This is a genomic window from Burkholderia sp. Bp9090 (assembly GCF_003857985.1).
Lineage (GTDB): Bacteria > Pseudomonadota > Gammaproteobacteria > Burkholderiales > Burkholderiaceae > Burkholderia.
Genome location: NZ_QTPV01000029.1, coordinates 40,069 through 65,521, shown reverse-complemented (window position 1 = coordinate 65,521; position 25,453 = coordinate 40,069). Strand labels below are relative to the sequence as shown.

Annotated in this window: 26 protein-coding genes; 13 read left to right on the top strand and 13 right to left on the bottom strand. The window is 68.1% G+C overall.

Features of this window, described 5'->3' with window-relative positions:
• Window positions 1-45 precede the first annotated feature (45 nt).
• On the bottom strand, window positions 46-1,365 hold the full coding sequence (locus tag DIE16_RS23915; RefSeq protein ID WP_124893542.1) for an MFS transporter: 1,320 nt from the start codon (window positions 1,363-1,365) through the stop codon (window positions 46-48).
• 193 nt (window positions 1,366-1,558) lie between these two features.
• Here DIE16_RS23915 and gcvA point away from each other — a divergent pair, with 193 nt between their 5' ends.
• From gcvA to ettA, 3 genes are all read left to right on the top strand, one after another.
• A complete protein-coding gene (gene gcvA / locus DIE16_RS23910) occupies window positions 1,559-2,476 on the top strand; it encodes a transcriptional regulator GcvA (protein WP_124487899.1) in 918 nt (305 codons plus the stop codon).
• Window positions 2,477-2,589: 113 nt separating this feature from the next.
• Complete coding sequence (locus tag DIE16_RS23905; RefSeq protein ID WP_124487898.1) at window positions 2,590-2,898, top strand: DUF3761 domain-containing protein; 309 nt, start codon at window positions 2,590-2,592, stop codon at window positions 2,896-2,898.
• A gap of 189 nt (window positions 2,899-3,087) precedes the next feature.
• A complete protein-coding gene (gene ettA, locus DIE16_RS23900) occupies window positions 3,088-4,755 on the top strand; it encodes an energy-dependent translational throttle protein EttA (RefSeq protein WP_044845892.1) in 1,668 nt (555 codons plus the stop codon).
• Window positions 4,756-4,877: 122 nt separating this feature from the next.
• Here the strand turns inward: ettA and DIE16_RS23895 are convergent, their stop codons facing one another.
• The 4 genes from DIE16_RS23895 to DIE16_RS23880 form a co-directional block, all read right to left on the bottom strand.
• A complete protein-coding gene (locus DIE16_RS23895; protein WP_124893541.1) occupies window positions 4,878-5,501 on the bottom strand; it encodes an HAD family hydrolase in 624 nt (207 codons plus the stop codon).
• Complete coding sequence (locus tag DIE16_RS23890; protein WP_124893540.1) at window positions 5,498-6,049, bottom strand: cysteine hydrolase family protein; 552 nt, start codon at window positions 6,047-6,049, stop codon at window positions 5,498-5,500. Before DIE16_RS23890 ends, DIE16_RS23895 begins: the two co-directional genes overlap by 4 nt.
• Before the next feature lie 66 nt (window positions 6,050-6,115).
• Entirely contained in the window at window positions 6,116-7,930 is a 1,815-nt protein-coding gene (locus DIE16_RS23885) for an aminopeptidase P family protein (RefSeq protein ID WP_124487895.1), read from the bottom strand.
• 18 nt (window positions 7,931-7,948) lie between these two features.
• Window positions 7,949-8,203: a hypothetical protein gene (locus DIE16_RS23880; protein WP_124487894.1), complete on the bottom strand. Its 255-nt coding sequence runs from the start codon at window positions 8,201-8,203 to the stop codon at window positions 7,949-7,951.
• A gap of 171 nt (window positions 8,204-8,374) precedes the next feature.
• Here DIE16_RS23880 and DIE16_RS23875 point away from each other — a divergent pair, with 171 nt between their 5' ends.
• The 7 genes from DIE16_RS23875 (at window position 8,375) to DIE16_RS23845 (ending at window position 14,484) form a co-directional block, all read left to right on the top strand.
• Window positions 8,375-9,136 (top strand): response regulator transcription factor, encoded by a 762-nt coding sequence (locus DIE16_RS23875; protein ID WP_124487893.1) that lies wholly within the window; start codon window positions 8,375-8,377, stop codon window positions 9,134-9,136.
• Window positions 9,137-9,162: 26 nt separating this feature from the next.
• A complete protein-coding gene (gene hemA / locus DIE16_RS23870) occupies window positions 9,163-10,461 on the top strand; it encodes a glutamyl-tRNA reductase (protein WP_044845898.1) in 1,299 nt (432 codons plus the stop codon).
• 85 nt (window positions 10,462-10,546) lie between these two features.
• Entirely contained in the window at window positions 10,547-11,629 is a 1,083-nt protein-coding gene (gene prfA / locus DIE16_RS23865) for a peptide chain release factor 1 (RefSeq protein ID WP_044845899.1), read from the top strand.
• 7 nt (window positions 11,630-11,636) lie between these two features.
• Window positions 11,637-12,479: a peptide chain release factor N(5)-glutamine methyltransferase gene (gene prmC / locus DIE16_RS23860; RefSeq protein ID WP_124893539.1), complete on the top strand. Its 843-nt coding sequence runs from the start codon at window positions 11,637-11,639 to the stop codon at window positions 12,477-12,479.
• A 67-nt stretch (window positions 12,480-12,546) separates the two neighbouring features.
• The gene (grxD, locus tag DIE16_RS23855) at window positions 12,547-12,858 is read left to right on the top strand and encodes a Grx4 family monothiol glutaredoxin (RefSeq protein ID WP_011883132.1); all 312 of its coding nucleotides are present in this window, start codon (window positions 12,547-12,549) and stop codon (window positions 12,856-12,858) included.
• A 13-nt stretch (window positions 12,859-12,871) separates the two neighbouring features.
• On the top strand, window positions 12,872-13,468 hold the full coding sequence (locus tag DIE16_RS23850) for a UbiX family flavin prenyltransferase (protein WP_124487891.1): 597 nt from the start codon (window positions 12,872-12,874) through the stop codon (window positions 13,466-13,468).
• A 224-nt stretch (window positions 13,469-13,692) separates the two neighbouring features.
• A complete protein-coding gene (locus DIE16_RS23845; RefSeq protein WP_059607887.1) occupies window positions 13,693-14,484 on the top strand; it encodes a class III extradiol ring-cleavage dioxygenase in 792 nt (263 codons plus the stop codon).
• 115 nt (window positions 14,485-14,599) lie between these two features.
• Here the strand turns inward: DIE16_RS23845 and DIE16_RS23840 are convergent, their stop codons facing one another.
• Window positions 14,600-16,198, bottom strand: a complete 1,599-nt coding sequence (locus tag DIE16_RS23840; RefSeq protein WP_124522197.1) for an APC family permease — start codon at window positions 16,196-16,198, stop codon at window positions 14,600-14,602.
• Window positions 16,199-16,618: 420 nt separating this feature from the next.
• Here DIE16_RS23840 and DIE16_RS23830 point away from each other — a divergent pair, with 420 nt between their 5' ends.
• On the top strand, window positions 16,619-16,822 hold the full coding sequence (locus DIE16_RS23830; protein ID WP_006477070.1) for a cold-shock protein: 204 nt from the start codon (window positions 16,619-16,621) through the stop codon (window positions 16,820-16,822).
• 103 nt (window positions 16,823-16,925) lie between these two features.
• Here the strand turns inward: DIE16_RS23830 and DIE16_RS23825 are convergent, their stop codons facing one another.
• From DIE16_RS23825 to DIE16_RS23815, 3 genes are all read right to left on the bottom strand, one after another.
• Entirely contained in the window at window positions 16,926-18,176 is a 1,251-nt protein-coding gene (locus DIE16_RS23825) for an Hsp70 family protein (RefSeq protein WP_044845904.1), read from the bottom strand.
• 359 nt (window positions 18,177-18,535) lie between these two features.
• Window positions 18,536-19,141, bottom strand: a complete 606-nt coding sequence (locus DIE16_RS23820) for a nitroreductase family protein (protein ID WP_044845905.1) — start codon at window positions 19,139-19,141, stop codon at window positions 18,536-18,538.
• Window positions 19,142-19,298: 157 nt separating this feature from the next.
• The gene (locus DIE16_RS23815) at window positions 19,299-20,582 is read right to left on the bottom strand and encodes an MFS transporter (RefSeq protein ID WP_124487888.1); all 1,284 of its coding nucleotides are present in this window, start codon (window positions 20,580-20,582) and stop codon (window positions 19,299-19,301) included.
• 217 nt (window positions 20,583-20,799) lie between these two features.
• On the opposite strand from DIE16_RS23815, the gene DIE16_RS23810 reads away from it, so the two are divergent.
• Window positions 20,800-21,423, top strand: a complete 624-nt coding sequence (locus tag DIE16_RS23810; RefSeq protein WP_124487887.1) for a TetR/AcrR family transcriptional regulator — start codon at window positions 20,800-20,802, stop codon at window positions 21,421-21,423.
• Between the two features lie 82 nt (window positions 21,424-21,505).
• On the top strand, window positions 21,506-22,078 hold the full coding sequence (locus DIE16_RS23805) for a DUF1415 domain-containing protein (RefSeq protein WP_124487886.1): 573 nt from the start codon (window positions 21,506-21,508) through the stop codon (window positions 22,076-22,078).
• A gap of 107 nt (window positions 22,079-22,185) precedes the next feature.
• Here the strand turns inward: DIE16_RS23805 and DIE16_RS23800 are convergent, their stop codons facing one another.
• From DIE16_RS23800 to DIE16_RS23785, 4 genes are all read right to left on the bottom strand, one after another.
• Window positions 22,186-23,076 (bottom strand): SAM-dependent methyltransferase, encoded by an 891-nt coding sequence (locus DIE16_RS23800; protein ID WP_044845909.1) that lies wholly within the window; start codon window positions 23,074-23,076, stop codon window positions 22,186-22,188.
• Window positions 23,077-23,165: 89 nt separating this feature from the next.
• Window positions 23,166-24,299, bottom strand: coding sequence for a class I SAM-dependent methyltransferase (locus DIE16_RS23795; protein WP_124893538.1), 1,134 nt, complete (start codon window positions 24,297-24,299; stop codon window positions 23,166-23,168).
• Between the two features lie 146 nt (window positions 24,300-24,445).
• A complete protein-coding gene (locus DIE16_RS23790) occupies window positions 24,446-24,778 on the bottom strand; it encodes a YegP family protein (RefSeq protein ID WP_124893537.1) in 333 nt (110 codons plus the stop codon).
• Between the two features lie 167 nt (window positions 24,779-24,945).
• Complete coding sequence (locus DIE16_RS23785) at window positions 24,946-25,440, bottom strand: LEA type 2 family protein (protein WP_124893536.1); 495 nt, start codon at window positions 25,438-25,440, stop codon at window positions 24,946-24,948.
• Between the last annotated feature and the right edge of the window lie 13 nt (window positions 25,441-25,453).

Genomic DNA, 25,453 nt, shown 5'->3' with positions numbered 1-25,453 from the left:
TCGCGCCTAGCTGGAAGGCGCCGTGCCTTGCAGCGGGACGCGCGTCTAGCGGCCGGCCGCGCGCACGGCCATCTGCGCGCGTCCGGTGGTGGCGACGATCGCGAACGCGATCGCATTGGCAGCCGCGCTGGCCAGGATCGGCACGAGATAACCGCCACCCGCGTCGTAGATGAAACCGGCCGCAGCCGGCCCGATCAGCGTGCCGAACGCGATGCTCGTGTACAGCACGCCGATGATCGCGCTCACGTTGCGGCCGCCGAAGTAGTCCATCACGACGGCGGGCAGGACGGCGACCCAGCCGCCGTAGAACACGCCGAACACGAGTGCGAACGCGGCCAGCGTCGCGACGCTGCCGGCGCCGGCCCACGCGACGAGCGCGACGGCCATGCCCGCGAACATCGCGAGCAGCGATGCGCGGCGGCCGAAGCGGTCGGCGAGGCCACCGAGAAAGAAGCGCCCAGCCGTGCTGCCGACGCCGATCGCGCCGAGCAGCAGCACGGCCGTCGACGATGCGACGCCATGATCGAGCGCATACGGCACGAGGTGCACGAACGGCACGAAGACGCCGAACGAGCACACGAGGCACGCCGCGTAGAGGCTCGCGAACGGTCGCGACGTGACGGCCTCGCGCAGCGTCGCGCCGGTGGGCGCCGATGCGGCAGCCCGCGCGCGATCCACAGCGTTCACGGCGCCCGCGGCCCCTGCCGTGTGCCCGCCCGCTTCCGGCAAGCCTCCGCCGGCGGCCGGATGCACGGCCTCCCCGTCCGGCAACAGCCCGCGCCCGCGCGGGTCGTTCTCGATCAGCAGCGACATCCCGGCGCCGATCGCGACGGCGAGCGCCGCAAGCGTGAAATAGGCGCCGCGCCAGCCGACGTGCGCGATCAGCGCGGAGGCGAGCGGCGGCATCACGAGCGTGCCGACGCCGATTCCCGCGACCGCGAGCCCCGACGCGAAGCCGCGCCGCCGCACGAACCAGCGCTGCACGGCGCCGACGGCCGGCACATACGCGCAGCCGACGCCGAGGCCGACACCGAGCCCGTACGCGACATAGACCTGCAGCAGCGTATGCGCGGCGCCGGCCGCCGCGAGACCCGCCGCCGTCAGCAACATGCCGGTGACGGCGAGCCGCCGTGAGCCGAAACGATCGGCAAGCGGGCCGCTGACGATGCCGAAGCCGAAATACAGGAAGCCGGCCAGCGAGAACACGAGCGAGATCTGCCCGCGCGATGCGGCGAAATCCCGCTGCAGCGCTTCGACGAACGCGCTGAACGTGTACGCACTGCCGAAGCCGACGAACGTGACGGCGAACGCGGCCGCCACCACATACCAGCCGTAGAAGACGCGCGACGCGCGCGGGCCGCTCATGACGATGCTCCTCTCAGGTTCCGCCGGACGCCGCGCGGCGTCCGGATTGCCTCATGGATATAGTTGAACTATGTTGATCGCATCGACCGCCGCAAGTCAGCCGTGACGAATCCGATCCGATGCGACAACGGTACTCGCGCGCATGCATTGCCTCAAACGATATTTCGTCGGCCTTTCGCTTTAGAAAAACTCAATGAACCGTTCCCGTCTGCCACCGCTCAACGCGTTGCGCGCGTTCGAGGCGGCGGCCCGCCACCTGTCGGTGAAATCGGCAGCGGAAGAGCTGTCGGTCACGCCCGGCGCGGTGAGCCAGCTGATCCGCACGCTCGAGACCCATCTCGGCGTGCAACTGTTCGAGCGCGTGAACCGCGGCATCCTGCTGACCGCCGCGGGCCGCGACTATCTGCCGCCCGTGCGCAACGCGTTCCGGCAAATCGCCGACGCGTCGCAGCGCGTGTCGGGCGCCGCCGACAGCGGCGCGCTGACGGTGAGCGTCACGCCGTTTTTCGCATCCGCATGGCTCGTGCCGCGCCTCGCGCAGTTCCGCGACGCATGCCCGGACGTCGACCTGCAGATCGTCGCGAGCCATGCGCTCGCCGATTTCTCGCGCGACGGCGTCGACGTCGCGATCCGCCACGGTCTCGGCCGCTACATCGGGCTGTGCAGCGAACGGCTGCTGACCGTGGAGATCGTCGCGCTTGCGGCGCCGGAACTCGTCGCGCGGCTGGGCATGCCGGCCACGCCCGCCGACCTGGCCGGATGGCCGCATCTGCACGACGCCGAACGCAAGGGCTGGCACATCTGGTTCGACGCGCAGCGAATCGCCGATTTCGGCCCGCCGCGCGGCCCCGCGTTCGACGATTCCAGTCTGTTGCTGCAGGCGATCCTCGCCGGCCAGGGTGCCGGCCTGCTTCCGGCGGCGATGGTGCGCGGCGAGCTCGCGAGCGGCCGGCTCGTGCAGCTTGCCGACGTCGCGTGGCTCGACGACTTCGCGTACTACCTCGTCTATCCGCCGCATCATGCGGAGCGCGCGAAAGTCGCCGCGTTCCGCCGGTGGATTCTCGAGGCCGCCCAGGCCGACGGCGCGGCATCGATGACGGGCACGGCGTAGCGTCGCTGCAGCGCGGGGCGGCGGCAACGATCTCGAGCCGATCGGCTAACATGCGGCCCGGGCCGTCGGCCCGCCAGCCACCGGCAACGGACAACGACATCCGCAGAGAGACCATGCCAGCCCTGCTCCGCCGCGCGACACGCATCGCAACCCTGTCGGCCGCGCTGTTCGTCGCGTGCGCCGCCCTGCCGCCCGCGGCGCACGCCTATCGCGCGTCGCCCGGCTACGGCAGCGAAGCCGACCTCGACCGGCACGACACGTACCGCAATCGCGACGGCGACACCGTCCATGCACCGGCGCATTCGAAATCGGGCCGCGTGCCCGAGGGCGCGAGCGCGCGCTGCCGCGACGGCACGTACAGCTTCAGCCGCCATCGGCGCGGCACCTGCTCCGGGCACGGCGGCGTCGCCGGATGGCTGTGAACGCGGGTCGGCCGAATGGCCAGCGCGGTGCCAGCGGCAGCCGGCGCCGAAGTACAATACGCGCTCGCGCCGCCAACCCGCGGCGACACCGCCGCGCCCCGCGCGGCACGCTCCGTACCGAATCACCCGACGCCACGCACGCCGATGCGCTGCGCGGCAGTCTCAACCCTTTCTGAGTTTCACACCCAAATGGCCCAATACGTTTTCACGATGAACCGGGTCGGCAAGATCGTGCCGCCCAAGCGCCAGATCCTGAAGGACATCTCGCTGTCGTTCTTTCCCGGCGCGAAGATCGGCGTGCTCGGCCTGAACGGCTCGGGCAAGTCGACGCTGATCCGCATCATGGCGGGCGTCGACAAGGACATCGAAGGCGAAGCGACGCCGATGCCGAACCTGAACATCGGCTACCTGCCGCAGGAACCGCAGCTCGATCCGACGAAGACGGTGCGCGAAGCCGTCGAGGAAGGCCTCGGCGACCTGTTCCAGGCGAACAAGAAGCTCGAGGAAATCTACGCGGCCTATGCGGAACCGGACGCCGACTTCGACGCGCTCGCGGCCGAGCAGGCGAAATACGAAGCGATCCTCGCGTCGAGCGACGGCGGCAGCCCCGAGCAGCAGCTCGAAGTGGCCGCCGACGCGCTGCGCCTGCCGGCGTGGGACGCGAAAATCGAGCATCTGTCGGGCGGTGAAAAACGCCGCGTCGCGCTGTGCAAGCTGCTGCTCGAGAAGCCGGACATGCTGCTGCTCGACGAACCGACCAACCACCTCGACGCGGAATCGGTCGACTGGCTCGAGCAGTTCCTGGTGCGCTTCCCGGGCACCGTCGTCGCCGTCACGCACGATCGCTATTTCCTCGACAACGCGGCCGAGTGGATTCTCGAACTCGACCGCGGCCACGGCATTCCGTGGAAGGGCAACTACAGCAGCTGGCTCGACCAGAAGGAAGAGCGCCTGAAGCAGGAAGAAGCGTCGGAATCGGCGCGCCAGAAGGCGATCAAGAAGGAACTGGAGTGGGTGCGCCAGAACCCGAAGGGCCGCCAGGCGAAGTCGAAGGCGCGTATCGCGCGCTTCGAGGAGCTGAACAGCCAGGAATACCAGAAGCGCAACGAAACGCAGGAAATCTTCATTCCGGTCGGCGACCGCCTCGGCAATGAAGTGATCGAGTTCAAGAACGTCAGCAAGTCGTTCGGCGACCGCCTGCTGATCGACAACCTGAACTTCAAGATTCCGGCCGGCGCGATCGTCGGCATCATCGGCCCGAACGGCGCCGGCAAGTCGACGCTGTTCAAGATGCTGACCGGCAAGGAACAGCCGGATTCGGGCGAAGTCGTGATGGGCCCGACCGTGAAGCTCGCGTACGTCGACCAGAGCCGCGATGCGCTCGACGGCTCGAAGACGGTGTTCGAGGAAATCTCGGGCGGCGCCGACGTGCTGACGGTCGGCAAGTACGAAACGCCGTCGCGTGCGTACATCGGCCGCTTCAACTTCAAGGGCGGCGACCAGCAGAAGATCGTCGGCAACCTGTCGGGCGGCGAACGCGGCCGCCTGCACCTCGCGAAGACGCTGATCTCCGGCGGCAACGTGCTGCTGCTCGACGAACCGTCGAACGACCTCGACGTCGAAACGCTGCGCGCGCTGGAAGACGCGTTGCTCGAATTCGCGGGCTCGGTGATGGTGATCTCGCACGATCGCTGGTTCCTCGACCGGATCGCGACGCACATCCTCGCGTTCGAAGGCGATTCGCAGGTCACGTTCTTCGACGGCAACTACCAGGAATACGAAGCCGACAAGCGTGCGCGCCTCGGCGAGGAAGCCGCGAAGCCGAAGCGCCTGCGCTACAAGCCGATCAGCCGCTAAGTGGCGCGGCCCGTGCATCCGGCGACACGACGCCGGGTGCCGAACGCGGCCGCTTCCAGATCGGCAGAACGAAAAAGCGGGCTCATGGCCCGCTTTTTTCATCCGGCGGTCCGGCGCGACGCCTACGCGAGCGCGCCCAGCTCGCGCAAACGCGCCTCGGTCGCGGCCGCGCTCGTGTGATGAATGCCATGCCAGCCGAGTGCCGTCGCGGCCGCGGCATTCTTCGCGTTGTCGTCGATGAACACGAGCTCATGCGGCGCAATGCCCGGCAGGTGCGGATCGATCCGCGCATGCATCTCGCGGTAGATCGCCGGATCGGGTTTCACGAGCTTCACGCGGCCCGACACGACGATGTCCTTGAAACGCCGCAGCACCGGGAAGTTGTCCCACGCATACGGAAAGGTCTGCGCGGACCAGTTGGTCAGCCCGAAGAGCGGCATCCCCTGCGCATCGAGCCGGTCGACGAGCGCGACGCCTTCGTCGAGCACGCCGCCGATCATCTCGTGCCAGCGCGCGTAGAACGCGCGGATCAGCGTCTCGTGCGCCGGAAACTTCGCGACCAGCTCGCTCGTCCCTTCGTCGATCGTCTGCCCGCCGTCCTGCCGGATCACCCAGTCCATCGCGCACACGTGCGAGAGGAACCAGCGGCGCTCGGCTTCGTCCGGAATCAGTTGCCGGTACAGGTAGTCGGGGCTCCAGTCGATCAGCACGCCGCCGAAATCGAACACCACCGCCTTGATCGTCATGCGAACTCCGTGGCGAGCACGTCGGCGAGCGGACGCGGCGTCACCGCATTGCCCGACAGCGTATTGTTTTCCCACACGAAGTGATGATGCGCGACGATCTGCGCGGCCGACAGGTGCGCGCGCTCGTTCGTCGTGTGCAGGTCGGACACGACGGTCGTCCGGTAGCCGAGCAGTGCCGCGCGGCGCGCGGCCGAATCGACGCAGAACTCGGTCGCATAACCGCAGATCAGCACCGAACGGATGCCATGGCCGTCGAGCTGCGCGGCGAGCGGCGTGTCATGGAACGAATCGCTCACCTGCTTGCGGATGCGCCAGTCGGCGCGACCGACGATCAGTTCCTCATGCAGTTCCCAGCCGGGCGTGCCGGGCACGATGTCGTCGTCCGCATCGCCGTCGTGCTGCACGAAGCACACGGGCGCGTTTGCCGCACGAGCCGCCGCCGTCAGCCGGTTGATGCCCGACACGACGTCGTCGAGCCGGTACGCGGGCCGCGCCCGCTGCACCAGCCCCCGCTGCATGTCGATCACGATCACTGCGGTGTCTGCCATCGATTGCCCTCTCCGTCGTGGTCCGGCCGTCGCGCGGCCGGTATCTGTCGTGTATTGCGCGTCGCGTCAGATCGGCTGCGTGCGCGCGTCGAGCCACGCCTTCGCGTCGCCGCTCACGTGCCGGCCAACGCGCTCGCGCACGGTCGCGTGATACGCGTTCAGCCACGCGCGTTCTTCCTCATGCAGCATCTCGATCAGCACGCAGCGCGTGTCGATCGGGCACAGCGTCAGCGTCTCGAACGCGAGGAAATCGCCGAATTCGGTCTGCCCGCCCGCGCGATTCACGACTAGGTTTTCGATCCGGATGCCCCATTTGCCGGGCCGGTACACGCCCGGCTCGATCGACGTGATCATCCCCTCTTCCATCGCCGTGTACGGCTCGGCCGGCGCGTAGTGCGAGATGACCTGCGGGCCCTCGTGCACGTTCAGGAAGTAGCCGACGCCGTGACCGGTGCCGTGGCCGTAGTCGAGCCCGGCCGCCCACATCGGCGCGCGCGCGATCGCGTCGAGCATCGGCGAGCGGATGCCGCGCGGGAAGCGTGCGCGCGACAGCGCCATCATCGACTTCAGCACGATCGTGAAATCGCGGCGCTGCAGGTCGCTGACCGTGCCGACCGGCACGACGCGCGTGATGTCGGTGGTGCCGGTCGTGTACTGGCCGCCCGAATCGACGAGCAGCAGGCCGTCGCCGGCGATCGTCGCGTGCGACTCGGGCGTCGCGCGATAGTGCGGCATCGCACCGTTCGCGTTGAAGCCGGCGATCGTCGCGAAGCTCGGCGACACGTAGCCGGGGCGCCGTGCGCGCGCGGCCGTGAGTTGCTCGTCGATCGTCAGCTCGGTGATCGTCTCGCGGTTCACCGCCTGCTCGAACCACGCAAAGAATTCTGCGAGCGCGGCGCCGTCGTGCTCCATCGTCACGCGCACGTGCTCGATCTCGGCGGACGTCTTGCGCGACTTCGCGAACGTCGACGGGTTCACGGCCTCGATCAGTTTCACGCCGGCCGGCACGGCCTCGAGCGTGCCGAACGTCACGCGGCGCGGATCGATCAGCAGCGTCGCGCCGTCGGGCAGCGCCGCGAGCGACGCGCGCGCGGCGTCGTACGCGCGGACCTCGACGCCGTCCTGCGCGAGCGACGCGGCCAGCGCCGGCGACACCTTGCCGTCGGCGACGAACAGCGTCGCGCGATCGGCCCCGATCATCGCGTGCGCGACGAACACGGGGTTGAAGTTGACGTCGGCGCCGCGCAGGTTGAACAGCCACGCGAGATCGTCGAGCGTCGACACGAAATGCCATTGCGCGCCCTGCGCGTGCATCGCGCGGCGCACTTCGGCGAGCTTGCTCGCGCGCGTCGTGTCGGCCTGCGGCGCCACGTGCTCGAACACCGCGTCGCCCGGCAGCCCCGGGCGCTCCGGCCAGATCGCGTCGAGCAGGTCGAGATCGGTGCGCAGCGCGATGCCGCGCGCGCTCAGCGCGGCCGTCAGCGCGCGTGCCGCCGCGACGCCGAGCACGGCGCCGTCGACGCCGACCGTCGCCCCGGCCGGCACGTTCTGCGCGAGCCAGTCGACGTGCGGCGCACTCTGCTGCCCGCCCGTCATCTTCATCAGTTGGACGCCCGTGCCGGCGAGTTCGGCCTCGGCCTGCACCCAGTAGCGGCTGTCGACCCACAAGCCCGCGAAATCCGCGGTCACGACCAGCGTGCCGACCGAGCCCGTGAAGCCGGACAGCCAGCGTCGCGCCTGCCAGCGCTCGGGCAGGTACTCGGACAGGTGAGGATCGGCGGACGGCACGAGATAGGCGGCCAGATCCTCGCGGACCATCGCGCCGCGCAGCAGCGCGAGGCGGGCCGGCACCGACGAGACTTCGGGGAGACGGGCATTCATGATTTCACCTGAGAGCGTTCAGCGACGGGCCGACACGGCGACCGTCACGGCTACGGCGAGGAACGCGACACCGGTGCAGACCGGCCATTCGAGCGTTTCGCCGTCGTAAAACAGTCCAGAGAGATTGCCGGCCATGCGCGCGGCGGCGGCGCTTGCGATGCCGACCAGCACCACGATCCACCATGCCGGCCGGCCCGTGCGCCGCATCGGATGCAGCCACCGGCCGAACAGCCCGACGGCCGCTCCCAGGACAAGGATTCCAAACCAGTTCATTCGACGCCTTCTATAAATTCAGATTCGTCCCATAGGCGTGAACGTTGCCAGCGGCTAGCATCGATTCATCCATCGAACCCGAGACCAGCCGGGCGCCGCGAACATTCGAGTGTAGGGGCCGACCCGACGTTATGGCAAGCGCGCGCCCGCAGGCGTATTGAAGAAATCCTCATGCGAATCGCTCTCATCGATCCGGAGGCGCATCATGCTGCGCTCCTGAACCGCCTGCTGTTCGCCGGCGGCCATGTGTGCCACGCGTTTCCGTCCAGCGCGGCATTCTTCGAGTGGCTCGCCACCGATACCTGCGACATGCTGATCATCGGCAACTGGGCCGGCGACCAGCCGGCCGAGGAAGTCATTCCGCGGGCGCAGGCGATCCTGCCCGGGCTGCCGGCCATCGCCGTGATGCAGCTGCCGCGCGAAAGCGAAGTCGTGTCGTGCCTGCACGCTGGGGCCGACGACTGCCTCGTGCGCCCGGTGAGCGGCCCCGAGCTGCTCGCACGCGTCAACGCGCTGAGCCGGCGCGCAGGTGTCCGGCGGCCGCCGAATCGCTCGCGCGAAATGTATGGAGAATACGCGTTCGATGCGACCCACAGCCTCGTGCGCTTCGGCGATGCGATCGTCGCGCTCACGCCGAAGGAGTTCCGCTTCGCACAGCTGCTGTTCGCGAACCTGTCGCGGCCCGTGTCGCGCGCCCATATCCTCGAAACGGTGTGGGGCCGCCGCCGCGACATGAAGTCGCGCACGCTCGACACCCATGCGTCCCGGCTGCGCAGCAAGCTGCGGCTGCTTCCGGAGCACGGCTACCGGCTTCTGCCGCTCTACGGCTACGGCTACCAGCTCGACCGCGTGCCGATCGAGCCCCCAAATTCGAGGCCGCGCCACGCCGATGCCCGGTATGCCGCAAGTGAGGAAATCGCTGAAACGCTATAATATGGGGCTAAACGATAGCCCTCGATATGCAACTCCTCACGATCGGAATCAACCACCACACTGCGCCTGTCGCCCTGCGCGAACGCGTGGCGTTTCCGCTCGAGCAAATCAAGCCGGCTCTCGTCACGTTCAAGAACGTGTTCCTCGGCCCCCAGGCGCCGAATGCGCCCGAAGCGGCAATCCTCTCCACCTGCAACCGCACCGAACTCTATTGCGCGACCGACGATCGGGCCGCCCGCGAGGGTGCGATTCGCTGGCTGTCGGAGTACCACCAGATTCCGGTCGACGAACTCGCCCCGCACGTCTATGCGCTGCCGCAATCGGAAGCGGTCCGGCACGCATTCCGCGTCGCGTCGGGTCTCGATTCGATGGTGCTCGGCGAAACGCAGATCCTGGGCCAGATGAAGGATGCGGTGCGCACCGCGACGGAAGCCGGCGCGCTCGGCACCTATCTGAACCAGCTGTTCCAGCGCACGTTCGCCGTCGCGAAGGAAGTGCGCGGCACGACCGAGATTGGCGCGCAGTCGGTGTCGATGGCCGCCGCCGCGGTCCGCCTCGCGCAGCGCATCTTCGAAAAAGTGTCGGATCAGCGCGTGCTGTTCATCGGCGCCGGCGAGATGATCGAGCTGTGCGCGACGCACTTCGCCGCGCAGAGCCCGCGCGAGCTCGTCGTCGCGAACCGCACGGCCGAACGCGGCCAGCGGCTCGCCGAACGTTTCAACGGCCGCGCGATGCCGTTGTCGGACCTGCCGGCCCGCATGCACGAATTCGACATCATCGTGTCGTGCACCGCGTCGACGCTGCCGATCATCGGCCTCGGCGCGGTCGAACGTGCGGTGAAGGCGCGCCGCCACCGGCCGATCTTCATGGTCGACCTCGCGGTGCCGCGCGACATCGAGCCGGAAGTCGGCAAGCTGAAGGACGTGTTCCTCTACACCGTCGACGATCTCGGTGCGATCGTGCGCGAAGGCAACGCATCACGCCAGGCCGCGGTTGCACAAGCCGAGACGATCATCGAAACCCGCGTGCAGAACTTCATGCAGTGGCTCGACACGCGCAGCGTCGTGCCGGTGATCCGTCACATGCATACGCAGGCCGACGCGCTGCGCCGCGCGGAAGTCGAGAAAGCGCAGAAGCTGCTCGCGCGCGGCGACGATCCGGCCGCCGTCCTCGAAGCGCTGTCGCAGGCGCTCACCAACAAGCTGATCCACGGCCCGACGAGCGCGCTCAACCGCGTGAACGGCACCGACCGCGATTCGCTGATCGACCTGATGCGCGGCTTCTACCAGCACGCGCCGCGCTCGAACGACCAGTCCGGCCACTAGCGCCGGCCGGTTGCCCCTGCCGCCGGCCGCGCGCCGGCCTATCCTTTTCGAATACCCCTTTTGTCCGGGAGCGTCGCTCCACACCATGAAGACGAGCATGCAACGCAAGCTCGACCAGCTGTCTATCCGGCTGGCCGAACTGAACGACCTGCTGAGCCGCGAAAACGTCACGGCCGACCTCGACCAGTACCGCAAGCTGACGCGCGAACACGCGGAACTCGGCCCGGTCGTCGAGCAGTACGCGCTGTGGCGCCAGTCGCGCAGCGACGAGACGGCCGCGCAGGAGCTGGTCGCCGATGCATCGATGCGCGATTTCGCCGAAGACGAGATTCGCAGCGCGCGGGAACGCATGGTTCGCCTCGAAGGCGAGTTGCAGAAGATGCTGCTGCCGAAGGACCCCAACGACGACCGCAACATCTTCCTCGAAATCCGCGCGGGCACCGGCGGCGACGAATCGGCGCTGTTCGCGGGCGACCTGCTGCGCATGTACCTGCGCTTCGCGGAACGCCAGCGCTGGCAGGTCGAGATGATGTCGGAGAGCCCGTCGGATCTCGGCGGCTACAAGGAAGTGATCGTGCGGATCGCCGGCCAGGGTGCCTACTCGCGGCTGAAGTTCGAATCGGGCGGCCATCGCGTGCAGCGCGTGCCGGCGACCGAGACGCAGGGGCGCATCCACACGTCCGCCTGCACGGTCGCGGTGATGCCGGAAGCCGACGAAATCGGCGAGGTCGAGATCAATCCGGCCGACCTGCGGATCGACACGTTCCGCGCGTCGGGTGCGGGCGGCCAGCACATCAACAAGACCGATTCGGCGGTGCGCGTCACGCACATCCCGACCGGGATCGTCGTCGAGTGCCAGGACGACCGCTCGCAGCACAAGAACAAGGATCGTGCGCTGAAGGTGCTCGCCGCGCGCATCAAGGACAAGCAGTATCACGAGCAGCACGCGAAGGAAGCGGCGACGCGCAAGAGCCTGATCGGCTCGGGCGACCGCTCGGAGCGGATCCGCACGTACAACTTCCCGCAGGGCCGGATGACCGATCACCGGATCAACCTCACGCTGTACCGGCTCGAGGCGCTGATGGACGGCGATCTCGACGAACTGATCGGCGCGCTCGTCACCGAACACCAGGCCGAACTGCTCGCGTCGCTCGGCGACACCGACTGAGGTCGCGATGCCCGACACCACCGCCGACGATCTGCTGCGCGCGTCGCCGCTCGACCCGGTCGATGCGCGCGTGCTCCTCGCGTACGCGCTCGGCTGGACCCGCACGCAGCTGATCACGCGCGGCGACGCCCCGCTCGAGCCCGCCGCGATCGCGCGCTACCGGGCGCTCGAAGTGCGCCGCGTCGCGGGCGAGCCGGTCGCGCAGCTCGTCGGGATGCGCGAATTCTTCGGCCGGCCGTTCGATGTGACGCCCGACGTGCTGATCCCGCGCCCCGAAACCGAACTCCTCGTCGAAGCCGCGCTCGACGCGATCGACGGTCGCCCGCATCCGGCCGTGCTCGATCTCGGCACCGGCAGCGGCGCGATCGCCGTGTCGATCGCCGCCGAACGGCCCGACGCACGCGTGTGGGCGCTCGACCGCTCATCGGCCGCGCTCGACGTCGCCCGGCGCAACGCGCACAAGCTGCTCGACGCGCGCCGCCCCGGCGGCCCGCTGCACTGGCTGCAGAGCGACTGGTACGCCGCGCTCGAGCCGACGCTCGCGTTCGACACGATCGTCAGCAATCCGCCGTACATCGCGCAGCACGATCCGCACCTCGCGCAGGGCGACCTGCGGTTCGAGCCGCGCGGCGCGCTCACCGACGATGCCGACGGCCTCAGCGCGATCCGCACGATCGTCGCAGGCGCCGGCGCGTACCTGAAACCGGGCGGCACGCTCTGGATCGAGCACGGCTACGACCAGGCCGAAGCCGTGCGTGCCTTGCTCGTGTCACGCGGCTTCGTCGCGGTCGAATCGCTCGCCGATCTCGCCGCGATCGAACGCACCACGGGCGGCCGCCGGCCCGTCTGACGGCCGGCCCGCCCGGTTGAAATCCGCTATCATTTCGTTCTAACGCCCCGCCAACGCAAGGTCAGTCATGGACACCCAACAACGTATCAAGCAAATCGTCGACGAAAACCAGGTCGTGCTCTTCATGAAGGGCAACGCGCAATTCCCGATGTGCGGCTTTTCGGGCCGCGCCGTGCAGGTGCTGAAAGCCTGCGGCGTCGACCAGTTCAAGACGGTCAACGTGCTCGAGGACGACGAGATCCGCCAGGGCATCAAGGAATTCTCGAACTGGCCGACCATCCCGCAGCTGTACGTGAAGGGCGAATTCATCGGCGGCTCGGACATCATGATGGAGATGTACCAGTCGGGCGAACTGCAGCAACTGTTCGCCGCCGCGTAACGCCCCGTTCCCGATGGCATCTCCCAGCGCGCCGCCACGCCGGCTGATCGTCGCGATCACCGGCGCCACCGGCGCGGTCTACGGCGTGCGGCTGCTCGAATTGCTGCGCGCCGCCGGCGGCGTCGAAACGCATCTGCTGGTTTCGAACGCCGGCTGGCTCAATATCCAGCATGAATTGCAGCTGTCGAAGGCCGAAGTCGAAGGCCGGGCGGATGTCGTGCATTCGGTACGCGATGTCGGCGCGACGATCGCGTCCGGTTCGTTCGCAACCGACGGGATGGTGATCGCCCCGTGCTCGATGAAGACGCTCGCGAGTGTCGCGCACGGCCTGTCGGACAACCTGATCACGCGCGCGGCCGACGTCATGCTGAAGGAACGCCGCCGTCTCGTGCTGATGGTGCGCGAAACGCCGTTCAACCTCGCGCATCTGCGCAACATGACCGCCGTGACCGAAATGGGCGGCATCGTGTTTCCGCCGCTGCCCGCGTTCTACGCGATGCCGAAGACGATCGAGGAACTCGTCGACCAGACCGTCACGCGCGTGCTCGACCTGTTCGCGCTCAGCGCACCGATGACGACGCCGTGGGCCGGCATCCGGCCCGCACGGTAAGCCGCTCGACGCGGCGCTTCGGCGCCGTTCTCCACGCATCTTCGTCGATTCGGCCGCCTTCCGGTTCGATCCAGCCACGCCCAGCCTCCCCGCGCCTGCTCCCACGCACCCGAATCGGCCGAATTATCAACCATTGCGATTCAATCAAATTCCGGCAAGCCGATTTATCAATGTCCGGTGCGCGCCTATAGTCACAGGCAACCCACTATTGCAGGCTCCCCACCATGAACCGCTTGCCTTCGCTTTACCTGTCACACGGCGCCCCGACGCTGCCGATCGACCCGACGCTGCCGTCCGGCGCATTCACGCACCTCGGCGCCGAATTGCCGCGCCCCCGCGCGGTGCTGATGCTGTCCGCGCACTGGGGCACGCAGCAGCCGGTCGCGAGCGTGGCCGCGCACCCGGAAACGATCCATGACTTCTACGGCTTCCCGCGCGCACTGTACGAGATCCGCTACCCGGCACCGGGCGCGCCCGAGGTCGCCGAGCGGGCGGCCGCGCTGCTGAACGCGGCCGGCATCGCGACAGCGACGACCGAGCACGGTCTCGACCACGGCGCGTGGGTGCCGATGCTGCTGATGTTCCCGGAGGCCGACGTACCCGTCGCGCAGCTGTCGATCCAGCCGCGTGCGGACGCGGCCCATCACTTCGCGCTCGGCCGCGCGCTGCGGCCGCTGCGCGACGAAGGCGTGATGGTGATCGGCTCGGGCCAGATCACGCACAACCTGCGCGCGGCCGATTTCAGCGCGGCGCCCGAGGATGCGGACCCGCGCGTCGCGGAATTCACCGACTGGTTCGAGGCGAAGCTCGCCGCGCGCGACGTCGACGCGCTGCTCGACTATCGCCGTCAGGCGCCGCACGCGGCGCTGATGCATCCGACCGACGAGCACCTGCTGCCGGTGTTCACTGCGCTCGGCGCAGCCGACGACGACTACCAGCTCGGCATCCAGTCGCTCGGCACGTATCAACGCGTGCTCGCGATGACGAACTACGTGTTCGCAAGCGCGGCCGCCTGAATCGCGCGACACGGCGACACAAGCGCCGAGCACAAATAAAAAGCCCGCCCGAGCATCGCTCGGACGGGCTTTTTTGCGCTTTCCGCCACCGCCGATTCCGGTGGCAGGTCAGGCGTCAGGCACCGACCCCTTCAAGGATCTCGTCGTGCGACTCGCGCTCGTCGAGATACTGGGTCCGGTAACCGGTATTCACGCCCCAGAAGTAGAACACCAGCGAGATTGCCGCGACGATCAGCATGTCCCAGCCGTACGGCAGCACGCCGTAACCGCCGAACTCCTTGCTGCCGACCAGCGACAGCACGGCCATCGTCGGCAGGTACGCGACCAGCCACCATGCGGCCTTCAGGTCGGCGCCCCAGCCGGTCCAGCCCGACTTCGCCTGGAAGTAGAAATACACCGGCAGCGCGACGATCATCAGCAGGATGATTTCGCCCGTCAGCGGCCACTTCGCCCAGTACAGGATCAGCGACGCGCAGACGAACGCGAACGGTGCGATCAGCTTCATCAGCGGGATCGACAGCGGACGCTCGATGTCGGTCGCCGCGCGGCGCAGCGCCATCAGGCTGATCGGGCCGGTCAGGTACGAGATCACCGTTGCGACCGAGATCACTGCCGCGAGCGAGCTCCAGCCGCGGAAGAAGAACAGGAAGATGAACGACACGAGCAGGTTGAACCACATCGCCTGGCGCGGCACGCCGTAGATCGGGTGCACGTTGCCGAACATCTTCGGCATCGTGTTGTTGCGCTCCATCGCGTAGATCATGCGGGTGGTCGTCGCCATGTAGGTCGTACCGGTGCCGCTCGGGCTGATGAACGCGTCGACGTACAGCAGGATCGCGAGCCAGTTCAGGTTCAGCGCGATCGCGAGTTCGGCGAACGGCGACGAGAAGTTGAACTGCGACCAGCCCTTCGCGACGTCGGCCGGATTCACCGAACCGATGTACGCCATCTGCAGCAGCACGTAGATCACGAGTGCGATCAGGATCGACGTGATCACCGCGAACGGCACGCTGCGCGACGGATTGCGCGCTTCGCCGGCCAGGTTCACCGGGCTCTGGAAGCCGTTGAACGCGAACACGATACCGCTCGTCGCGACCGCGGTCAGCACGGCCGACCAGCCGTACGGCGCGAAGCTTGCATTCGATGCGGTGCCGAGGTTTTCCGAGTGGAAGCTCGACAGCATCAGGCCGAGGATCGTGAGGCCGGGGATCAGGAACTTGAAGATCGTGATCGCGGTGTTCGCACGTGCGAAGGCCTTGACGCCCCAGTAGTTCAGCATGAAGTAGATGACGACCAGCACGGCCGACAGCAGCAGGCCGGGTGTCGTCAGCTCGCCGTTCACGAACAGCGCATGCGCCCACGGATACTGCCACGTGCTCATGTACTGGATCGACGCTTCCGCCTCGATCGGGATCACCGATACGATCGCGATCCAGTTCGCCCACGCGCTGATGAAGCCCACCAGCGAACCGTGCGAGTAGCGCGCGTAGCGCACCATGCCGCCCGACTCGGGGAACATCGCACCGAGTTCAGCGTACGTCAGCGCAATCGCGAGAATTACGACCGCGCCGATGATCCATGCGCAAATCGCCGCCGGACCGGCAATCTTCGCAGCCTTCCAGGCGCCGAACAGCCAGCCCGAACCGATAATCGAACCCAGCCCCGTCAGCATCAGTGCAAACGGGCCGATGTTCCGTTGAATAGAACTCTTCACATCCTCTCCTATGTCTCAAAAAGCATGGTCGGCCCGCGGTCCGGGATCGGCTCGGACAGCAGCGCGCATGCAATTTTGGGGGGAAGGATCACCCGATCGGGGCAACCCGTCCACGCGGCGCGTAGTTTAACGGTTGCACCTCCAAGTTGGCGCCAAAATCGTTCGGCCCCTACAAAAAAGTCGCATCGTTTGCAAGGTTTGTAAACCTTAACTCCGCAATAACCCTGAGTGCATGGAAATCCGGTTGACCGCGCGACCGATTACCCGTATAAACAACGTTGCAGGATTTCAAGCGGCGAGTGAATTGGTTCTTTCGTAGTTCGCCCATCAACGGTACTCCGGTTGGTCCCATTACCCCTTCCTTGATTTTCCGCACCCCATGGGCCTCGGCCCCGTTTTATCTTTTTAGGAACAAGTAACATGGCAACCGGTACCGTCAAGTGGTTCAATGACGCAAAGGGCTTCGGCTTCATCACCCCGGAAGGCGGCGGCGACGATCTGTTCGCGCACTTCTCGGAAATCCGCGTCGAAGGCTTCAAGACGCTGCAAGAAAACCAGAAGGTTGAATTCGAAGTGAAGACGGGCCCGAAGGGTCTGCAAGCTGCGAACATCCGTCCGGTCTAAGTTCGGCGCGATAATTCGTGTAAAAAAGCCCCGCTTCGGCGGGGCTTTTTGTTTTCCGGCGCGGGCGGCCATGCGGCCGCCACCGATCGAGAATGGCCTCCGGTCAGCCGAACAGCCGCTGCGCGTGAATGCCGAGCCCGGTCGCGACACTCGCGAGGCGATCGCCGAACACCGGCTGCGCGTCCGGGAATGCGCCGGCGAGCGCACCCGACAGGAACGCGAGCCCGGTCGAGCCGCCGGTGAAATACAGCGCGCCGACGTCGCGCGGCGCGACGCCCGCCAGCCGCACCGTTTCGCGCGCGGCATCGACGATGCGCGCCGTGTCGTCGACGCTCGCGTCGACCAGGCGTTCGGCGTCGAACGCGATCTGCAGATCCTCTTCCACGTCGTTCAGGTCGATCATCGTCTCCCCGCCCGCCGCCACGCCGATCTTCGCTTCTTCCGCGCGCGCCATCAGTGCATGCCCGAGCCGCTGCTCGACCACGCGCGTGAGCCGGTCGTACTGCCGCACGTCCTGGTACAGGTGCTTCATCAGCTTCAGCTCGCCCAGCCGCTTCGGCGTGTAGACCGTGTTGATGAGGTGCCAGGTCGCGAGGTCGAAGTAGATCCGGTTCGGCAGCTCGCGTCCCTCGGGATCGAGCGCGCGGTAGCCGAACGCCGGCAGGATCGCCGCCAGCTCGACGCGCCGGTCGTAATCGGTGCCCGCGACGTGCACGCCGTGGTGCGCGAGCACGTCGTCCTTGCGCTCGAGGCGCGCCATCCGCTCCGGCCCGACGCGCACCAGCGAGAAGTCCGACGTACCGCCGCCGATGTCGGCGACCAGCACGAGCCGCTCGGCCTGCTGGCGCGACTCGTAGTCGAACGCGGCCGCGATCGGTTCGTACTGGAAATGCACGTCCGCGAACCCGACCGACTGCGCGGCCGCTTCGAGCTGGTCCTGCGCGAGACGGTCGGCGCGCGGATCGTCGTCGACGAAGAACACCGGCCGGCCGAGCACCGCGCGACCGATCGGCGCGCCGGCGCGCGCTTCGGCCTTGCGTTTCAGGTGCGTCAGGAAGCGCGCGATGATCTCCGTGTACGCCATCGCGCTGCCGTCGCCGAGATCGGTCGTGGTTTCCGCGAGCGGCGAGCCCAGGATGCTCTTCATCGAGCGCATCAGGCGGCCGTCGAAACCGTCGATATAGGACGCGAGCGCCGCCCGGCCGTATTCGACCGTCTGCTCGTCGTTGTTGAAGAAGATCGCGGTGGGCAGCGTCAGGTGGTCGCCCTCGACGGGCGCGAGGCGCATGGCGTCGCCGTCGGGCAGGGCCACGGCGGAATTGGACGTGCCGAAATCGATCGCGCAGTAAGTCATGGGAAGGTGCCGCAGCATGGCCGGCGCGAAAACGGAAAGGACGGGCTTTTTAACATGAAGCCCGCCGGATCACAACCGGGGGCGGCCGCCGGCGCGGTGCAACCGGCCCGGGGCGGAGATCAGGCGCGCCTGCGGCATGCCGGCGACAGGGGCGGACGGGGTGCCCGAGGCGCCCCGCCGCCCGCTTGCAGCGCACCGGCGACAGGTTCGGACAGAGTGCTCGACGCGCCCCGGCACCCGCTTGCGACACACCGGCGACAGGTGCAGACGGGGTGCCCGACGCGCGCCGCTGCCCGCCTGCAGCGCACCGGCAACCGGTGCGGACAAGGTGCTCGACGCACGCCTGCCCGCTTGCACCATCAGGCCGCGGCGTCGAAACCCTTCTTCCATGCGCCCGCATACACGACCTCGCCGATCGCATGGCGCGTGCGCGGCGCCTTTTCGCGTTCGCGCAATACCGGGTCGAGCTTGTCGACGTTGCCGTAGTGGCCGAGCGAGATGATCGCCGGAATCGCGACGTCGGCCGGAATCTCGAACGCATCGCGGAACGCCTTCGCATCGAAGCCGCTCATCTGGTGCGCGGCGAGACCCAGCGCGTGCGCCTGCAGCACCAGCGACATCGCGGCCGCGCCCGCATCGTACAGCGCGGTCGGCGCCGGCTCGCCCTTCGGCGTGAGCGTATGCGCGGTCACGGCGATCAGCACCGGCGCCGGCGCGTTCCAGCCCTGGTTGAACGGCACCAGCGTCGCGAATGCGTGCTTGAACGCCGCTTCGTCCTGCGTGCGATCGAACACGATGAAGCGCCACGGTTGCGCATTGTAGGCGGACGGCGCCCAGCGCGCCGCTTCGAGCACCGCGTGCAGATCGGCGGCGCTGATCGGCTCGTCCGAATACGCGCGCGGGCTCCAGCGGCCGGCAATCAGGTCGTGAATCGAAACAGTGGTGGGAGCAGGTTTGACGGACATGCGGTTCCTCGCTGACATCGATGAAGGGCGCGAACGCCCGGCGAACCGCAAGCATAACCGCTTGAGCCGTCGCGCGCCCGGTCATCCCGCGCAATGCAAATCACCGATCCTGCATTGACCGGCCGCACCCGCGCACGGGCCGGCCGGCGCACCGCGCTCAGGCGGCCTGCGCGGCCGCGCGGGACGGGCCGCGATTGATCCGCAGCACGATCAGCGCACCGACGATGCAGAGCGCGCCCGAGATCATCGACGCGATCGTATAGGTGCCGAGGCTCGCGCGCAGCAGCCCCGCGCCGAGCGCCGCGAACGCCGCGCCCAGTTGATGGCCGGCGACGATCCAGCCGAACACGACCGGCGCCGCGGCCTTGCCGAACACGTCGGTGGCCAGCCGCACGGTCGGCGGCACGGTCGCGATCCAGTCGAGCCCGTAGAACATCGCGAACAGCGGCAGACCGAAGAAGTCGATGCCGAACGCATGCGGCAGGTAGATCAACGACAGCCCGCGCAGCCCGTAGTACCAGAACAGCAGCACGCGGTTGTCGTAGCGGTCGGACAGCCAGCCCGACAGCGTCGTGCCGAACAGGTCGAACACGCCCATCGCGGCGAGCAGCGAGGCGCCCTGCACTTCGGACATCCCGTAGTCGCTGCACATCGCGATCAGGTGCGTGCCGACGTAGCCGTTGGTGCTCGCGCCGCAGATGAAGAAGCTGAAGAACAGCAGCCAGAAGTCGCGCGAGCGGCTCGCGGTCAGCAGCGTGCGGAACGCGACCGCGAGCGGGTTCTCCTTCGTCGCGTCGGGCGCCGCCGGCGCGTCGGCCGGCTCTCCGTACGGGCGCAGCTGCACGTCGGCCGGTCGCTCGGGCAGCAGGAACGCGACCAGCGGAATCACGATCGCGGCCGCCACCGCGACGACCAGCACGACCGGCCGCCAGCCGTGGCGCTGCGCGATCGCCGCGAGCATCGGCAGGAACACGAGCTGGCCGGTGGCCGTGCTCGCGGTCAGGATGCCCATCACGAGCCCGCGCCGCGCATGGAACCAGCGTGTGACGAAAGTCGCGGACAGCGTCAGCGCGACGACGCCGGTCGAGCAGCCGACCATCAGCCCCCAGATCACGACCATCTGCCAGCTCTGCGTCATCATCGACGACAGCGCGACGCCCGCGCCCATCGTCACCAGCGCGGTCAGGATCGTCGGCCGCAGCCCGAAACGCTGCATCGCCGCGGCCGCGAACGGGCCCGTCAGGCCGTACAGCGCGATGTTCACCGAAATCGCCAGCGAAATCGCCGCGCGGCTCCAGCCGAGTTCGCGCTCGAGCGGCACCATCAGCACGCTCGGCGTCGCGCGCGTGCCGGCCGCCGCCAGCAGGATCAGGAAAACCACCGCCGCCGCGAGCCATCCGTAGTGGAAGCGCCCGCCGATTCGTGTCACTGCCCAGTTCATGTTGTCGCTCTCCAGTTGGCTGGCCCGCGCTCGCGCGCCAGCCCCGCCTCACCTCCGGGCCACCTCCGCCGCACGCTGCATCGGCTGACCCGGGCCGATACGTGGCATTTGTCTGTCGATCCGGTCGGCATTGTTACCGATCGGTCACAAGTGTGTTGCGATCGTAGTTACCAGTCGGTAACATGTCAAGCAATTCACCACGCAGTCGAGGGTCATCATGTCGGGCATCGAGGCCGCCAACAAGCCGCCGGCACGCCGCACGCGCCGGCCGATCGCCGCGGCCGCCGCGCAGGAACACCTGCTGCGCGCCGCGGAGGAGCTGTTTTACAAGGAAGGGGTGCGCGCGGTCGGCGTCGAGGCGGTCGTGGAGCGCGCGGGCGTCAACAAGATGAGCCTGTACCGCCAGTTCTCGTCGAAGGACGAGCTGATCCTCGCGTATCTGGAACGGATGGATGCGTGCTTCTTCGAGCGTCTCGATTCGAGCGTCGCGAAGCATCCGGGCCAGCCGAAGGCGCAATTGATCCAGTATTTCGTCGATCTGGCCGAACGCGCGACGCAGAAGGACTATCGCGGCTGTCCGTTCGTCAACGTCGCGGCCGAATTCCCGGATACGTCGCATCCGGCGCGCGAGCGCGTCGCGCAGAACAAGGAACAGCTGATGAAGCGGCTCCTCGAGTTGTGCGAAGGCGCGGGCGCCCGGCAGCCGAAAGCGCTCGCCGACGCGCTCGCGCTCATCGTCGAAGGCATCTACGCGGCCAGCCAGACCTACCGGCACGGCGAAACGCCGATCGGCACCGCGCCCGCGCTGGCCACGCAGCTGATCGACGCCGCCTGCGCGTGACGGGCGGCGCACGCGCCGACCCGGCGTGCCCGCTCCGGCTACAATGCGGCCCTCGCTGCCGCTTCGCCCGACCACCTCCGCCATGACCGATACCCGCCCCGACTCCCACGACGACATTCTCGCCGCCACGCGGCACTGGCTCGCGCGCGCGGTGATCGGGCTCAATCTGTGCCCGTTCGCGAAGAGTGTCTATGTGAAGGAACAGGTACGCTATGCGATCAGCGAAGCGACGACGCTCGAGGATGCGCTCGCCGATCTCGAAACCGAGCTGCGCGCGCTCGAAGCAGCGGATCCGCAGCAGGTCGACACGACGCTCGTGATCTATCCGCGCGCGTTCGCGGATTTCGTCGACTACAACGATGCGCTGTTCTTCGCCGAGCGGCTCGTGCGGCAACTGCGACTCGACGGCGTGCTGCAGATCGCGAGCTTCCATCCCGAGTACCGGTTCGAAGGCAGCGAAGCCGACGACATCGAGAACTACACGAACCGCGCGCCGTATCCGATCCTGCACCTGCTGCGCGAGGACAGCATCGCGCGCGCGGTCGATGCGTTCCCGGACGCATCCGCGATCTACGAGAAAAACCAGGAAACGCTGCGCCGCCTCGGTCACGACGGCTGGCGTGAATGGATGCGCCGGCCGGGCGACGACGTCTGACGCGTCGCGCGGCGGGTGGCTGGCGCGCGGCGGACGGGGGCCGGGCGTCGGTCCGCCTTGGTCCGCCTTGGTCCGCCTTGGTCCGCCTTGGTCCGCCTCGATCCGCCTCAGTCCGCGGACTGCTCGACGGCCTCGCCGGCCGCCGCCGCGGGCGCCGGCGCGAAGAAGCGCTCGTTCAGTTCGGCGAGCCCGAACATGCCGAGGATCTCGTTCAGCCGCTCGCCGGGCTTGCGGCGCGGCAGGTTCTTGTACTGCGCGATGATCAGCTCGTTCTTCATCGAATGCTCCCAGCCGACCAGCTCGGTCACGCTCACCTGGTAGCCGTGCGCCTCGAGCTGCAGGCAGCGCAGCACGTTGGTGATCTGGCTGCCGAATTCGCGCGTATGCAGCGGATGCCGCCACACTTCCGTCAGCGCGTTCGCGAGCGACTTGCCCTTGTTCTTGCGCAGCACGCCCGCGACCTCCGCCTGGCAGCACGGCACCAGCACGATGTGCTGCGCGCGCTTCGCGAGCGCGAACCGGATCGCGTCGTCGGTCGCCGTGTCGCATGCATGCAGCGCGGTGACGACGTCGACCGTTTCGGGCAGCTTCGGCGACGTGATCGAATCGGCGACCGACAGGTTCAGGAACGACATCCCGCCGAATCCGAGCCGCGCGGCGAGTTCGGTGGAGCGCGTGACGAGCTCCTCGCGCGTCTCGATCCCGTACACGTGCGACGCGAACGCCGGCGTGCCGTGCCCCGGCTGCTGCTTGAAGAACAGGTCGTACAGGATGAAGCCGAGATACGACTTGCCGGCGCCGTGATCGACGAGCGTCACGCCGCCCTTGTCGGCCTGCACGCTCGCGAGCAGCGGCTCGATGAACTGGAACAGGTGATAGACCTGCTTCAGCTTGCGGCGGCTGTCCTGGTTCAGCTTGCCGTCGCGGGTCAGGATGTGCAGTTCCTTCAGCAGCTCGACGGACTGCTCCGGACGGATTTCGTAGGTCTTGTTCGACATCGTGAAACGGCGCCGGGCCACGGTCGGTCGACCACGGCCCGGCGGCGGGAATTCGTGAGGAATGGCGACAGTTTACCGAAAATACGCGATCAGGCTCGCGCGCCGAGCCGCCAGAGCGACGTGACCTCGGCGCGGCGCGCGGCGTGCAGCGGATCGTCCGCGTCGGCCGACTTCGGGTGTGCGGGGCGGATGTCTTCGCGGCCGAGCACGACGAGGCCGGCTTCGTCGATCCATTGCAGCAGCGTGTCGCGCGGGCGCAGGCCGAGATGCTCGGCAAAATCGGACAGGATCAGCCAGCCTTCGCCGCCCGGTTCGAGATGGTCGGCAAGCCCCGCGAGGAAACCGCGCAGCATGCGGCTGTCGGGATCGTAGACCGCGTATTCGATCGGCGCGCTCGGACGGGCCGGCAACCACGGCGGGTTGCAGACGACGAGCGGCGCGCGGCCGGCCGGAAACAGGTCGGCTTCGACGACGTCGACGCGCCCGGCATGACCGAGCCGCGCGACGTTCTCGCGGGCGCATGCGAGCGCGCGCGGATCCTGGTCGGTCGCGACGATGCGCTCGACGCCGCGCGACGCGAGCACGGCCGCGAGCACGCCGGTGCCCGTGCCGATATCGAACGCGAGCGAGGTCGCGGGCAGCGGCGTGCGCGCGACGAGTTCGACGTATTCGCCGCGCACCGGCGAGAACACGCCGTAATGCGGATGGATCGGCGCGCCGCCGAGCGCCGGGATCGGCACGCCCTTCTTGCGCCATTCGTGCGCGCCGACGAGGCCGAGCAGTTCGCGCAGCGACACGACCGACGGCGCGCCGCCCGGGCCGTATGCTTCCTCACATGCGGCGCGCACGTCGGGCGCGCGGCGCAGCGGGATCGTGTAGTCGGCGTCGAGCGGGATCAGCAGCATCCCGAGCGTGCGGGCGCGCTGCGATTGCGCGAGCCGGTGCAGGTTGAACGCGTCGACGCCGACCGCGGCCTTCGCCTTCTTCGGCTTGCGTTCGACGCGGCGCGCCATCGCCTGCACGAGCTGGCGTGCATTCTGGAAATCGCCCTGCCAGACGAGTGCGGTGCCCTCGCACGCGAGGCGGTACGCCGCGTCGGCGGTGAGGCGGTCGTCGGCGGGCACGGCGCGCTTCGGCGGCTGCACGCCGGCTTCGGAGCGCCAGCGCACGGCATGTTCGGCGCCGTCGGCGTCGGTCCAGTGGAAAACGGGGAAATCGGTCACGCGAGCTCGGCTACGGTTGGCTTCAGACAGGCGGCGCTACCGGACTACCGGAGTGCGCCGCGCGGACCACACCATACCGCGCTTTGCCCGCGCGGCAAAGCGCGGGCGACCGCCCTGGCCGCCACCCGCGCGATGCTCGCGGCGTGTCAGCTCTGGTCGTCGAGCGCCGCGCCCGGCGCGTTCTGCTTCACCGACGCGATGCAGTTCTCGCGGCCGGCTTCAGCCTTGTACAGCTCGCTCGTGCCGATGATCTCGTGATTGCCGGCCTTCAGGTTGAACATGAACTGGCCGTTGCTCGCGGTCTTGCGCTCGTAGCGCGCGTCGTCCGGTGCGTTCTTGCGCACGGACGCGACGCCGTTTTCCGCCGACGCCTTGGTCTTGTACAGCTCGCTGCGCAGAATGATCTCGCCGTTGGCGGCCTTCAGGTGGAACAGGAACTGCCCGTCGTTCGCTTTCTTGATGACGAATTTCGCTGCCATGGTGCCCTCTCCAAAAAGTCGTCCGGCCCTCCGGACCGAGGCAGTCTAAACGCGATTGCAGCGCAAAACGTAAGGCGCACGAAACACGATCGTCAGGAATCGTCAGACGGCGCTGCAATCACGCCGCTTCGTCCGGTCCGGCATCCGGGGCGTCGCGCAGGCATCGTCTAGCCGCCCCACCCCGGCGTCGCCGGCATGCGCAACGTGCCCGCATCGCTGAAACGCACGGTGCCGAGCACGCCGCCGGCGAGCCGGCCGCGCAGCGCGTACGGCAACGCGCCGCTGGCTGCCGCGCCGGGCAGGTTCCACGCCTGCCGCGCGGCGGCGAACGCCGACACCGAAACGGGCACGTCGATCACGGCCTCGCCGAAGCGCGGCACGACGCCCGAGCGATCGCTGACCCCGCTCGCGAACGGCGTGCCGTTCAGGTCGAGCGCGACCGAAATGCCGTCGTATTCGATCGGCGTGTCATTCGGGTTCTGTACGCGCAGCTTCAGGCTGAAGCGCATCTCGAGGCCCTGTCCGGCCAGCGGGTCGAGCCCGGCGACGGTCACGCTCACGGGCTCGCGCGTCAGGCCCGCGCATCCGCCGAGCGCGAAGACGGCGGCGAACAGCAGCAGCATGGCGCGCAGCGGCGCGATACGGAACAGGGCTCGTGGCATGGGCTGGCCTCCT